Below are 12,392 nucleotides of genomic sequence, written 5' to 3'. Positions count from 1 at the left end.
GGTGGAGCAATGAGCAGGGTCGCACTCATCGATGATCACGAGTCCGTCCGTCTCGGGCTCGAGCTCGCATGCGAGCGCGACGGCGCCCAGACGGTCGTCTTCTCGGGGAGCACGGTCGGCTCGTATCTGGCGTGGCGCACTTCGACGATCTCCGCTCCGGCCGATGTCGTGGTGCTCGATCTGACCCTCGGAGACGGCACCACGGTGACGGAGAATGTGCGAGCCCTGGTCTCCGATGGCGCCAGCGTCGTGATCCACAGTGTCGCCGACCGCCCTGCCGCCGTTCGTGAGGCACTCGCCGCCGGCGCCGCAGGGGTGGTGAGCAAATCCTCTGCGCTGGATGACGTGCTCGACGCGATCCGCACCGTCGCACGTGGCGACGCACTCAACAACGTCGAGTGGGCGAGCGCCGTCGAGGGCGACCGCGAGTTCGCGGATGCGCAGCTGTCGGTGCGTGAACGCGAAGTGCTGCGTCTGTACGCGGCCGGATTGCCGTTGAAGGTCGTGGCGGAGCGGCTCGGTGTCGCCTATTCCACTGCGAAGGAGAACATCACACGCGTGCGCGTGAAGTATGTCGAGGTCGGTCGACCCGCACCGACCAAGGTCGACCTGCTGCGCCGCGCGATGGAGGACGGAATCGTGGCGGCCGACGGGGCCACCAATGCTGGCTGAGACGGTCCTCAAGGACGCCTGGAGTCGGATTCCGTCCCCGGGCACGGCGGACACGGCATTCGAGCGCTTCACCGGGAAGCGGATGGAGCGCATCCTCGCCACGGTCGTGGCGATCGGATCGGCCGTGCTGGGTACGCAGGCCATATTCGCGGCCATCGGCAGCATGTCCGCTGGAACCTCGCCCGTCCGCGTTGTCCTGCTGATCATCGTGTACGTCCCGCTGGTGGCGATGCTGGTCGCCTGTGTCATCGGCCGCGGCGTGCGGCCTGCTGCAGGATCTTTCGCGGTCGTGTACCTGGTCGCGCTGGCGATCTGGCCGCTCACCATGAACGCGGGCGATGAGCGAACCGTCAACCAGCCGTGGATATTCTTCCTCGTGAACGTCGGGGTGGTGGCAGCGATGCTCGCCTTCCCTGTGCGCATCCAGATGATCTGGGCGGTCGGGGTGCCTCTCATCTACGGGTATGTGCGCCTCGTGGAAGGCGAGTTCGCCGGGTCGTTCTGGACGACGACGGCGTTCGACGTCTCTTTCACCCTGATCCTCAGCGTCGTCATCCTGTCATTGGGGTGGATGTTCCGGTCCGTCGCCGCTGGCGTCGACGACGCGCGCGGACGGGCGGTCGCGTCCTACGCGGGCGCTGCTGCTGCCGCCGCCGCCGAGGAGGAGCGCGTAGCGATGGCGGCACTCATGCATGACAGCGTGCTCGCTGCGTTGATCGCCGCTGAGCGTGCCGATACCGACCGTGCGCGCGATCTTGCCGTAGCGATGGCACGAGAGGCACTGACCAGACTCGCGAACACCGAGGCGGCCGTGGCACAGGAGGGCAGTGACGAACCGGTGGGCACGGCCCAGATCGTGATCGAGCTGCGGCGCGCGTTGTCAGAGCTCGGCGCGGACGCGATCGTCGAGGAGCGTGGAGTGGCGGGAATGATCCCCGGTCGAGTCGCTCGTGCAGTCGTGCTGGCTGCGCGTCAAGCCGTCGGAAACGCGGTCACTCACGCGCACGGTCGCGGGCTGCACCTCATCGTGGAAGGGTATGGCGACGAGGGCCTGACGGTGACGGTGATGGATGCTGGCGCCGGCTTCGACATGGACGCGATCGGTGAGGATCGGCTCGGCATCCGCGCATCGATCATCGCGCGGATGGCGGGCGTCGCAGGCACGGCCACGATCGATTCCGATGACACGGGCACCACTGTCGTGCTGGGCTGGATGCGCGAATGAACCGATCTGTACGCAGCGTCGCGACGTCGCTCGCGATCGGGTTTGCCGTGTACTTCGCCGCGCGTGCCGTGTGGTGGACCGTTCAGCCGGCGGTGCCGCTGCTGATGGTCGCGGCGATATTGCTCTATCTCATCGTGGTCGTGACGACCGTTCTGCTCGAATCACCGGCAGGACCGCAGCTGCCGCGATGGTTGGCTGCGGTCGCGGTCATCGTCGCGGCGGTGATCCCCATCATGGCAAGCGCATCATTGCAGCCCGCGCACCGGACGGCTCCGTTCGCGACCTGGTACATCGGGGCGCTGGGACTGCTCGCGGTGGTGTGCATAGTCCGGCGGCGAGCCATCGCCGGGTGGCTCGTGCTGGCCGCGCTCGCAGTGTCGTCGGCGGTGTGCATCGGTCCGCTCGTCTCGCTCGAGCTGGGGCTGGTCGGGTCGATGATGTGGACTGTCGTGGCGCAGCTGCTGGTGTTGTTCTGGGATCGCGCAGTGCACGACACCGAACATCTCGCAGACATCCAGCAGGCGGTGTCGGCATGGCACGCCACCCAGCTCGTGCGGCAGCGTGAACGCCGCGTTCGCGTGAAGTACGCGCTGGGTGTTGCCGGGCCGGTACTGACCAGGACCGTCGCCGCACGTGGACGGCTCACGGATGAGGACCGTCTGGAAGCTCGACTCGCCGAAGGTCGACTGCGCGACGAGCTGCGAGGAGCCAGTCTGCTGAACGACGCGGTGCGTGAGGCGATCCAGCAGGCTCGATTGCGTGGAGCGACGGTGACCGTATTCGACGAGGGGGGCCTGGACGAGCTCGATGAAGGGCGCCGCGCGGAGATCCGCGATGAGCTCGCTGAAGTCCTGAAACGCGCCGAGGCCGGTCGGGTGATCATCCGCGCGGCGCGCGACCCGAAGAGCGCGGTGACCGTGGTCGGCCGCTCTGGATCGGGCGATTCCTCAGACGAGGACTCTGTGGGGCTGTGGCATGAGATTCCGCGCGAATCCCCGGCGGACGTCGCGCACGCGAGCAGCGAGGACTGATCCCGCGGACGCAGCGGAGAGCGGCAAGCTTTGAGAGCGGCAAGCTTTGAGATGGGCGAGGGGCGGCGAAGCCGCCCGCCCCTCGCCAGGTGCGATTCAGTTACCCGAAAACTGACCGCAGGTGGTCGATCACCGTCTGCCTACCCTGGGGCAAAGAGACCGACCGAACGCGAAGCGTTGATTTAATTCTGCTGGGGGTCGACTCGGTTGTCTGTAGGTATTTTGGGGGACAAGGAATCGACCTCGGTGACGGAGGCGTGCTCAGCCCGAAAAACGCCCCCAGGGGATGTCTCGACGCAGAGGTGTGCGCAGCGGACGCTGGGTTCGCCGCCAGGCCGAGGTCCGAGGCTCTTCAGCGACGGCATCCGCCGTCTCCGTGGTGTACGCGTCGCTGACGACGGCCATGAGGGCGGCGAGCTCTTCTTCGCTGGCGACGCCGCGGATGATCCGTACATCGGCTGAGGGCTGCTCCGGTGCTGTCACAGTGGGATGTTCCCGTGCTTCTTCGGCGGCAGCTCACTGCGCTTGCCGCGGAGCGACCTCAGCGCCTTGGCGATCGAGACGCGCGTGTTCGCGGGCTCGATGATTCCGTCGATCTCACCGCGCTCTGCGGCGAGGAACGGCGATGTGACGCTGTAGGTGTACTCGTTGGCGAGGCGAGTGCGGACAGCGGTGACGTCTTCGCCGGCTTCTTCCGCCTTCTTGATCTCGCCGCGGTAAAGGATGTTGACGGCGCCCTGGCCGCCCATGACGGCGATCTCTGCGGTCGGCCATGCGAGATTGACGTCAGCGCCGAGCTGCTTGGACCCCATCACGATGTACGCGCCGCCGTAGGCCTTGCGGAGGATCACAGTGACCAGCGGAACGGTGGCTTCGGCATAGGCGTAGATGAGCTTCGCACCGCGGCGGATCACGCCGGTCCACTCCTGGTCGGTGCCCGGCAGGTAACCGGGTACGTCGACGAGGGTGACGATCGGGATCGAGAAGGCGTCGCAGAAGCGTACGAAGCGGCTGGCCTTCTCTCCGGCCTCGATGTTGAGCGTTCCGGCCATCTGCGATGGCTGGTTGGCGATGATGCCGACCGAACGCCCCTCGACGCGGCCGAAGCCGATCACGATGTTCGGAGCGAACAGTGGCTGCACCTCGAGGAAGTCGTCGTCGATCACATGGTCGATGACCGTGTGGATGTCGTAGGGCTGGTTCGCGGAGTCCGGGATGATCGTGTTCAGCGTGCGATCAGCATCCGTCGTCTCCCACTCGAAGTCGCTTTCGTAGCCGGGGATCTCGCCCATGTTGTTGTCGGGCAGGAAGCCGAGCAGGGTGCGCGCGTAGTCGATCGCATCGTCTTCGTCTTCAGCGAGGTAGTGCGCGACACCGGAGCGGGTGTTGTGAGTCAGGGCGCCGCCGAGCTCTTCCATCCCGACGTCTTCGCCGGTGACGGTCTTGATGACGTCCGGGCCGGTGACGAACATCTGGCTGGTCTTGTCGACCATGATGACGAAATCGGTGAGGGCGGGGCCGTAGACGGCGCCGCCGGCCGCCGGACCCATGATGATCGAGAGTTGCGGGATGACGCCGGATGAGCGGGTGTTCAGGCGGAAGATCTCGCCGTACTTGCTGAGGGCGAGAACGCCTTCCTGGATGCGGGCGCCGCCGGAGTCGAGGATGCCGATGATGGGGATGCCGCCCTGGAGGGCGTATTCCATGATCTTGATGATCTTGTCGCCGGAGACTTCGCCGAGGGAGCCGCCGAAGGTGGTGAAGTCCTGCGAATACACGGCGACGGTGCGACCGTGGATGGTACCGATGCCGGTGACGACGGAGTCGCCGTATGGGCGGTTGCGGTCCATGCCGAAGGCTGTGGTGCGATGCCGTACGTACTCGTCGAATTCGACGAAGCTGCCGGGATCGACGAGCAGTTCGATGCGTTCACGGGCGGTCATCTTGCCCTTGGCATGCTGCTTCTCCTTCGCCTTCGTCTCGGCGTCGACCACTGCTTCGCTGTAGCGCGCGCGGAGGTCGGCGATCTTGCCGGCGGTCGTCGAAAGGTCAGGGGTGTCCGTCACGGATTCCACACTAGCCGCGGGGAGCGGACTGACGTTGGACGCTCGCCACAACGGGTTGGCTGATCCTTTGGTGAGAGTGGCCTGTTGCGAGCTCACACCACGAAACGCCACACGTATTCGAGCCCGTCTGCGGGTCGGAACCACGCGAGCGTGACCACTGCCTCATGCGGATCGGACGCGCACAGGCACAGTTCGATCTCCTCAGCAGGCAGCACTTGACCCCACAGTTGCGTGCGCTCCGACGGGGCGCCGTCTCCGCGGAACACGCGAACGAAGTCTGCGGCATCGCGACCATCGTTGATGACGACCGGATGCGACGCATCCACCCGTACCACCCGCCATGGCACGCGGTACGCAGGCGGAGGGGGCAGCTCGGTCGGTTCGATAGGTCTCAACATGACCGCCACGGTAGGAGCGGCATCCGACGCCTCGACCCTGCTCAGCAGGTGACCTTCGTGGCCGGGGGAGAAGACTCAGGAATCTGCTTCGGTGGAGGCAGAGTCGCCCGCACCGAGCTCCTTGCGATTGCGGTGCCTGAGATCGCCGACCTTGTGGCCGACCCATCCTGCTCCCCGCGCCACAGTGCCCGCAGCACCCGCGACGGCGGACCCGGCATAGCGCGCGCCGCGCAGCACGCGGGTTTCGATCTTCTCGGCACCTGTCACAGGCTCGAGCTCAGCGGGAAGCACTGTAGGCGCCACGCCGAAGGCGCGTCGAGAGGTCGTGAGAACGCGTCGACCGAGCAGGTGGTTGCCCGCACCGCCGACCGCAGCGCCGACACCGAACGGCAGTGCCTTTCCGAGGAACGACGCACCGCCCGCCGCCGCGAAGTGCCTGACGAACATCGTCTTGAGCCGGTCTACGACAGGGCCAACCGCTGCACGGGGGAGGGACTTGGTCACGAGCTCGCCCCAATACGACGAACGAGTCGAGCCGCGCCCTGTGGCCTGTCTGGCGAGCTGCCCGACGAGGTCGACGCCCTCCTTGCCGAGCATCAGCGTCATCACGAGCGCCCGCGCGCGATCAGGGTTCTCGATCGCGATGCCGTGCACCTCGGCCAGGGACTGTGCGAACAGCGCGGTCGACTCCACGAATCCGAGGGTCTCCACTCCCGACAGCGCCAGAGTGATACCGGTTCCGATGCCAGGGACGACAGCGGTCGCCCCGACCGCAGCGCCTCCCGTCGTCACAGCCGCGAGATAGCGGCGCTCGAGAATTCGCACGAGCTGGTCGGGTGTGGCCTGCGGATTGCGCAGGCGGATGCTGCGGATATGAGCCAGCACGAGCGGGCGCTGGATCGCGAGCACTCGATCAAGTCCTCGCACCGCGGCCGGATGCTCGTCCGAACCCACTGGAGGGATTCCCTTGTCCCAGGCTGAGTCGTCCGGGAGGGAATGGATCTTATGCACCTTCTTAGCCACAGCACGATCCTAGATTCGTCGGCAGGGAGAAAGCAGAGAGCCGCGCCCTGTGACAGGGCGCGGCTCTCTGGAATGCGAAGTTCAGACGAACTGGTTCGCGCGCTCGAGGTCTTCCGCGAAGTCGACCTCGACGGCGTACAGATCTGAGACGTCCATCGGCTCGAGCAGCAGACCGTCTTCTGCGATCGCGAGCTCGAGGCCGCGCTCGAAGTAGTCCTGGTCCTCGACGCGCTGCAGCTGACGCATGAACGCCTTCTTGTTCGCGGACGAGATGTAGTTGATTCCGACAGCCTCACCGAGACCGCCCTTCACCGTCTTCGACAGCTCCTTGATGAAGCCCTCAGCGGTGACGGTGTACTTGACCTCTTCGTCACTCACCTTGGAGGTGTTGACCGTGACGAACGACTGGTCGCGCTCGATGAACTCGATTGCGCGGCCGAGGATGCGGGGATCGAAGACCACGTCGCCGTTCATCCACAGCACGCCGCTCTTGCCCGTGGCGCCGAGAGCGCGCAGCAGGCTCTTGGAGGTGTTGGTCTCGTCGTAACGCTCGTTGTGCACGTAGTTCACGTGCGGGAACGCCTCGATGATGGTCTCGGCGCGATATCCGACGACGGCGGTGATGCGTGCGTCGCTGCCGAATGCGGCGCGGATGTTCTCGTGCTGCTGCTGCATGATCGTGCGTCCGTCGCCGAGCTCGGTCAGTGGCTTCGGAAGGGCGCGGCCGAGGCGCGAGCCCATGCCGGCGGCAAGAATGACGGTCTGAAGAGTCACGAATACTCCTTAAAAAGAAATCTGTGTTCACGGTCGGTTCACCGACCAGACACTTCTTCGTGCCGAGTTCATGTTAGCGATGCCCCCTGGGAACCCCCGGGTCCAGGATGCCGCCGTTGCCATTTCGTGATCGAGTACACACCTGACGCACAGGTCGATCGTCAGGCGATCACGTCATATCTGAATTGTTTCGCCGGTACCTCAGAAAGTCCAGCGCCGTTGATACCGTAGGACCGTGACTGCTTCTCCAGATGACCCCTCCGATCGGCCAGACGACGTGACGGACGCCTCCGTCGATGGCTCCACGAAGAGGCCCACGGCGAAGAAGGCAGCAGCGAAGCCGAAGACCGCGACCGCCAAGTCGGTGGCGGACAAGGCTGCGGCAGTGAAATCCGGCGAGGCCAAGACTGCGGCGGCCAAGAGCGCGGCGGCACGGACCACCGCAGCGAAGGCCGCTGCCGCGAAGAGTGCGGCCTCCCGAGCGGCGGCGACCAAGACCGCCGCGAAGACGGCCTCAGCGAAGACAGCCGCTGCGAAGGCTGCTGCTGCGAAGGCCGCTGCTGCCAAGGCAGCTGCGACGCGGGCCGCCACCGCGAAGGCGGCCGCAGCCGACGCAGAGGCAGAGAAGCTGCGTGCCGCAGTCGACGAGTCGGCCCCGGCAGGCCAGGCATCGATGGCTGGGCCGGACGAGGCTGCAGGGCGCACGGCATCCGGCACGCCGACCACCAAGCGCACGACGAAGAAGACCACGCAGGCGAAGCCGCGAACCACGAAGCCGCGCACCGCGAAGCCGTCAGCGCGTCCCAAGCCCGTTGTCGCTGCCGACGCTGCCGCGCCGACATCCGAAGCTGTTTCGTCTCCGACGGGTGAGGCCGCGCCGCGCGCCGTGGATGCCGTCACCGAAGACGACCTCTTCGCAGACCTCCTCGACCCCGCCGATACCGAACCGGTCACCGCGCACGCACACGTCGAGAACGTCGTCGACCCCGTCGCCCCCGACTCCGTCGCCACCGACCCCGTCGCGTCTGAGCAGGCAGACCCCGAGCAGGCAATGCCCGAGCAGGCAGACCCCGGTTCGGCCGACCTGGACTCGCTCGGCGTTCAGGAACCAGGCGCTGCCGGCCTCGCCATCGAAGACGTTGCAGCCCCAGCTCCCGACGCCGGCGCTGTCTCCGCATCGGCTGATGTTCCGCACGCCGTCGTACTTCGCGATCTCATCAAGGACTTCGGCGATCAGCGCGCGGTCAACGGCATCGACCTGACAGTTCCTGCCGGTTCGTTCTACGGCATCGTCGGACCGAACGGTGCGGGTAAGACGACCACGTTGTCGATCCTGGCCGGCCTGCTCCGGCCGACCTCGGGCCAGGTGGTCGTCTGCGGCATCGACCTGGCAGAAGACGCACTCGGCGCGAAGCGCGTGATGGGCGTGCTTCCCGACCGGCTGCGCACGTTCGACCGGCTGACCGGTCGACAGCTGCTGCATTACTACGGTCTGCTGCGAGGGCTGGCGCCCGAGGTGATCGAGAAGCGCACGGCGGATCTCGCCCGTGCGTTCGATCTCGCCGACGCACTCAATCGCGTCGTGTCCGACTACTCAGCCGGCATGACGAAGAAGATCATGCTCGCTGGAGCCATGATCCACTCGCCGCGGGTACTGGTGCTGGACGAGCCGTTCGAAGCCGTCGATCCCGTCTCATCGGCAGTGATCCTCGACATCCTTCGCGCGTACGTCGCGCACGGAGGCACCGTCATCCTGTCGAGTCACGGAATGGACCTCGTCGAACGGGTCTGCTCGCGGGTGGCGATCATCGTCGGTGGTGATGTGCTGGCGGAGGGGACGATCGACGAAGTGCGCGCAGGCCAGACGCTCGAAGCACGATTCGTAGAGCTCTCCGGCGGCATCGGCGAGGTGGAGGGTCTCGAGTGGCTGCACACGTTCTCCGACTGAGGTTGACGCTGATGCTCGGCGCCCTCCGCGGCGGACGGGCGCTGCGCACCCTGCTCGGATTCGCCGCGATCGTGATCGTGACGGTCGCCGTCTGCATCGCCATTCTCAGCCTCGCAGATGCGCCCCTCGCTGTGGCGCGCGCAGTGATCGTGCTCGGGGGCACCGCCGTTCTGCTCGGCTTCCTGATCGGTCCGATCCTCACCGGTGCCGTCGACCAGCTCGACCCGCGTCGGTTCAGCGTCTTCGGAGTCGATGAACGGCAGATGCCGTGGATCCTCGCTCTCGCCTCACTGCTCAGCGTGCCCTCGTTCGCGCTGCTCGCCGTCGGCGCGTGCATCGTCGTGCTCGCGGTGCAGCTCGGCGCGCCCTGGATCGCCGCGGTGCTCGTGTCTCTTCTCGGCGTCGTCGCATCTGCGCTCGTCGCTCGCATCGGCATGTCGCTGAGCGCATTGCTGCTGCCGGAGCGACGCTCACGGGAGCTCACCGCGCTCTTCGCACTCGCTGTCGTCGTCGTGGCATTCCCGGTCGCGGTGTTCCTCGCCTCGCTGGAATGGGACGGGGCTGTGCCCGGTCCTGTGGCCGTCGCGACGACCATCGTCGGTTTCACCCCCTTCGCCGCGATTCCGGCGTTCCCGTTCGCGATCGCCGCTGGCGACGTCGTGGGGGCGTGGATCAGCGGAATCGTCGCCATCGTGACCGTGGTGGCAGTGTGGCTGACCTGGTCATGGGTCGTGCACCGACTGCTCACGACGACCGAGCGCCCGACGACATCGCGTGAGCGCACGGGGCTCGGCTGGTTCGCGCTGCTGCCCAGCAACGCGTTCGGGGCGATCGCCGCGCGCAGTCTCGTTTACTGGCTGCGTGATCGTCGTTACATCGTGAACATCGTCATCGTGCCCATCGCCGGAGTCCTCACGGTGTTCCCGCTCCTCGTCGCAGGCGTGCCGCTGTACATCGCCGCGCTCGTACCGGTTCCTGTGATGGCGCTGTTCTTCGGCTGGCTGCCGCACAACGACGTCGCGTACGACTCCACAGCATTCTGGACGCACGTCGCGAGCGGTGTGCGCGGGTTGCCGGATCGCCTCGGCCGGCTGGTACCGATCGCGCTCGTGGCGGTACCGGTGCTCGCGATCGCGATCCCGCTGACGCTCGCGCTGATCGAGAGCTGGTATCTGCTGCTCCCGATGATCGGGCTCGCCGCCAGCCTGTTCCTCTCCGGTCTCGGCCTGTCCAGCATCTCTTCCGTCGTTTCGCCGTACGCGGTCTCGCGCCCCGGCGACAGTCCGTTCCAGCAGCCTCAGAGATCGGCATCCCGCGGCTCTTTCGGCCCGGCAGCCGCATTCATCGGCACCCTGATCGTCAGCGCCCCGACGCTCTGGCTCTTCATCATGACGATCATCACGGACGGCGTCTACAACCCGCTGACATTCTGGGTCGGGCTGAGCACAGGGATCGCCATCCTCGCGTTCGGCGCGTTTGTCGGCGGACGCATCTACGACCGCGGCGGCGCGCGCCTCATGGAGTTCGTCGAGACCGCCTGAGTACGCACTGCACGCCCCGCACCGGGCTCAGGACGGTTAGACTCACCGCTATGAGTACTCCGCTGGACAGCCCCGATCAGGGTGGCGTGGCAACGCTTGATCGCGAACTGGAAGAACTTCTCAACGAAGAGAACCTCGAGCCTGGCGACCACGAGCGCTTCTCGCACTACGTGAAGAAGGACAAGATCCTCGAGTCGGCGATCTCCGGCAAGCCGGTACGCGCCCTATGCGGCAAGAAGTGGACGCCGGGTCGCGACCCGGAGAAGTTCCCGATCTGCCCCACGTGCAAGGAGATCTACGAGTCGATGGTCGGCTGACCCCGTCTCGATTCTGCTGCGACCTACTCCGCGTCGATGAAGTCGGTCGGGATCGCGGGGTCGGATTTGCTCAGCGCGAGCGCGCGCACCGGCATCTCCTCGCGCACGCGCAGGTGGTGCGCACGAGCGGATGCCGTCCCCTCGGATCCCTCATGGGCTGCATCGATCTCGCCTCGGTCGACCAGCGTCACCTGAAGCGAGCGCGATTCCGGATGCTCTGCCGCTGTACTGACCGCTTCGAAGCCGTCTGACACGACCACGGTCTCAGCGACGGCGACGCCATCACGCAGCGTGCGGAAAGCGGCCTTGCGTCCCCCCTTGGAGGCCTTGTCGGTCGACGCCTTGGCGACTCCGACCCAGGATCCGGACGGGTCCTGACGTGCGACGAGCTTGTAGACCATTCCTGCGGTCGGATAGCCGGACCCGGTGACGACCGAAGTGCCCACGCCGTAGAAGTCGACCGGCGACGCCGCCAGGGCGGCGATCGCGTATTCATCGAGGTCGCTCGTCACCGTGATCTTCGTGCCGGTGGCGCCGAGCTCGTCGAGCTGTACGCGCACGGCGGCGGCGACCGTGGGGAGGTCGCCCGAGTCGAGACGCACGCCACCGAGCCCGGTGCCGGCGACCCGGATCGCGGTCTCGACCCCGGTGCGGATGTCGTACGTGTCCACGAGCAGGGTGGTGTCTGTGCCGAGGCTCTCGATCTGCGCCCGGAAGGCGTCCTCCTCGGTGTCGTGCAGCAGCGTCCATGAATGCGCGGCCGTACCCATGGTCGGGATGCCCCATGTGCGCCCGGCCTCGAGATTGCTCGTCGAGCCGAACCCGGCGATGAAGGCGGCCCGCGCGGCAGCGACAGCCGACATCTCAGCCGCTCGACGTGAGCCCATCTCCGCGAGCGGGCGCTCTCCGGCGGCGATGCTCATCCGCGAGGCCGCGGTCGCGACGGCCGAGTCGTGATTGAGCACGCTCAACGCCAGGGTCTCGAGCACGACGGCATCCGCGAAGCTGCCCTCGACGGTGAGGACGGGGGAGCCGGGGAAGTACAGTTCCCCCTCTCGATACCCGTGCACGGATCCTGTGAACCGATAGTTCTCGAGGTATTTCAGCGTCTCGGCATCCACGACACCGCCATCGTGCAGGAATCGCAGCTCGTCGTCCCCGAAGCGGAAGTCACGCAGCAGCGAGAGCAGGCGTCCTGTACCGGCCACGACACCGAAACGGCGACCGCCCGAGAGGCGCCTGGAGAACAGCTCGAAGACGCTGGGTCGCGAGGCGGTGCCATCGCGCAGCGCCGCTCCGAGCATGGTGAGTTCGTATCGATCCGTGAGCAGCGCCGTCGACGAGGTCATGCGCTCAGTTTAGTGAGCGTGGTGAATGCGACGCGTCGCGGGCGCGGG

At 66.6% G+C, this 12,392-nt stretch carries 12 protein-coding genes; 6 read left to right on the top strand and 6 right to left on the bottom strand.

Annotation, left to right across the window (positions count from 1 at the left end):
• Positions 1-9 precede the first annotated feature (9 nt).
• From QFZ46_RS01665 to QFZ46_RS01655, 3 genes are read left to right on the top strand one after another with little or no spacing between them, the layout of a single operon-like run.
• Complete coding sequence (locus tag QFZ46_RS01665) at positions 10-672, top strand: response regulator transcription factor (RefSeq protein ID WP_307357665.1); 663 nt, start codon at positions 10-12, stop codon at positions 670-672.
• Positions 662-1,897 carry an ATP-binding protein gene (locus QFZ46_RS01660; protein WP_307357663.1) on the top strand — a complete coding sequence of 412 codons (1,236 nt, stop codon included), beginning with the start codon at positions 662-664 and terminating at the stop codon, positions 1,895-1,897. The genes QFZ46_RS01665 and QFZ46_RS01660 overlap by 11 nt, the downstream gene beginning before the upstream one ends.
• Entirely contained in the window at positions 1,894-2,928 is a 1,035-nt protein-coding gene (locus QFZ46_RS01655; RefSeq protein ID WP_307357662.1) for a hypothetical protein, read from the top strand. Before QFZ46_RS01660 ends, QFZ46_RS01655 begins: the two co-directional genes overlap by 4 nt.
• A 261-nt stretch (positions 2,929-3,189) precedes the next feature.
• Here the strand turns inward: QFZ46_RS01655 and QFZ46_RS01650 are convergent, their stop codons facing one another.
• From QFZ46_RS01650 to QFZ46_RS01630, 5 genes are all read right to left on the bottom strand, one after another.
• On the bottom strand, positions 3,190-3,411 hold the full coding sequence (locus QFZ46_RS01650) for an acyl-CoA carboxylase subunit epsilon (RefSeq protein WP_307357660.1): 222 nt from the start codon (positions 3,409-3,411) through the stop codon (positions 3,190-3,192).
• Entirely contained in the window at positions 3,408-5,003 is a 1,596-nt protein-coding gene (locus QFZ46_RS01645) for an acyl-CoA carboxylase subunit beta (protein WP_307357659.1), read from the bottom strand. Before QFZ46_RS01645 ends, QFZ46_RS01650 begins: the two co-directional genes overlap by 4 nt.
• 83 nt (positions 5,004-5,086) lie before the next feature.
• A complete protein-coding gene (locus QFZ46_RS01640) occupies positions 5,087-5,392 on the bottom strand; it encodes a hypothetical protein (RefSeq protein WP_307357657.1) in 306 nt (101 codons plus the stop codon).
• A gap of 75 nt (positions 5,393-5,467) precedes the next feature.
• Positions 5,468-6,415 (bottom strand): hypothetical protein, encoded by a 948-nt coding sequence (locus QFZ46_RS01635; RefSeq protein WP_307357655.1) that lies wholly within the window; start codon positions 6,413-6,415, stop codon positions 5,468-5,470.
• 81 nt (positions 6,416-6,496) lie between these two features.
• A complete protein-coding gene (locus QFZ46_RS01630; RefSeq protein WP_307357654.1) occupies positions 6,497-7,189 on the bottom strand; it encodes a phosphocholine cytidylyltransferase family protein in 693 nt (230 codons plus the stop codon).
• A 235-nt stretch (positions 7,190-7,424) separates the two neighbouring features.
• On the opposite strand from QFZ46_RS01630, the gene QFZ46_RS01625 reads away from it, so the two are divergent.
• The 3 genes from QFZ46_RS01625 to QFZ46_RS01615 are packed head-to-tail and all read left to right on the top strand — an operon-like array spanning position 7,425 to position 10,995.
• Positions 7,425-9,137, top strand: a complete 1,713-nt coding sequence (locus QFZ46_RS01625) for an ATP-binding cassette domain-containing protein (RefSeq protein ID WP_307357652.1) — start codon at positions 7,425-7,427, stop codon at positions 9,135-9,137.
• Complete coding sequence (locus tag QFZ46_RS01620) at positions 9,113-10,678, top strand: hypothetical protein (protein WP_307357650.1); 1,566 nt, start codon at positions 9,113-9,115, stop codon at positions 10,676-10,678. Before QFZ46_RS01625 ends, QFZ46_RS01620 begins: the two co-directional genes overlap by 25 nt.
• Positions 10,679-10,728: 50 nt before the next feature.
• On the top strand, positions 10,729-10,995 hold the full coding sequence (locus QFZ46_RS01615; protein ID WP_307357648.1) for a DUF3039 domain-containing protein: 267 nt from the start codon (positions 10,729-10,731) through the stop codon (positions 10,993-10,995).
• Positions 10,996-11,018: 23 nt separating this feature from the next.
• Here QFZ46_RS01615 and QFZ46_RS01610 read toward each other — a convergent pair whose 3' ends face one another.
• Positions 11,019-12,344 carry a nicotinate phosphoribosyltransferase gene (locus QFZ46_RS01610; RefSeq protein WP_307357647.1) on the bottom strand — a complete coding sequence of 442 codons (1,326 nt, stop codon included), beginning with the start codon at positions 12,342-12,344 and terminating at the stop codon, positions 11,019-11,021.
• Between the last annotated feature and the right edge of the window lie 48 nt (positions 12,345-12,392).

The organism is Microbacterium murale (genome assembly GCF_030815955.1).
Taxonomy (GTDB): domain Bacteria; phylum Actinomycetota; class Actinomycetes; order Actinomycetales; family Microbacteriaceae; genus Microbacterium; species Microbacterium murale_A.
This window is presented reverse-complemented; position numbering and strand designations above follow the sequence as displayed.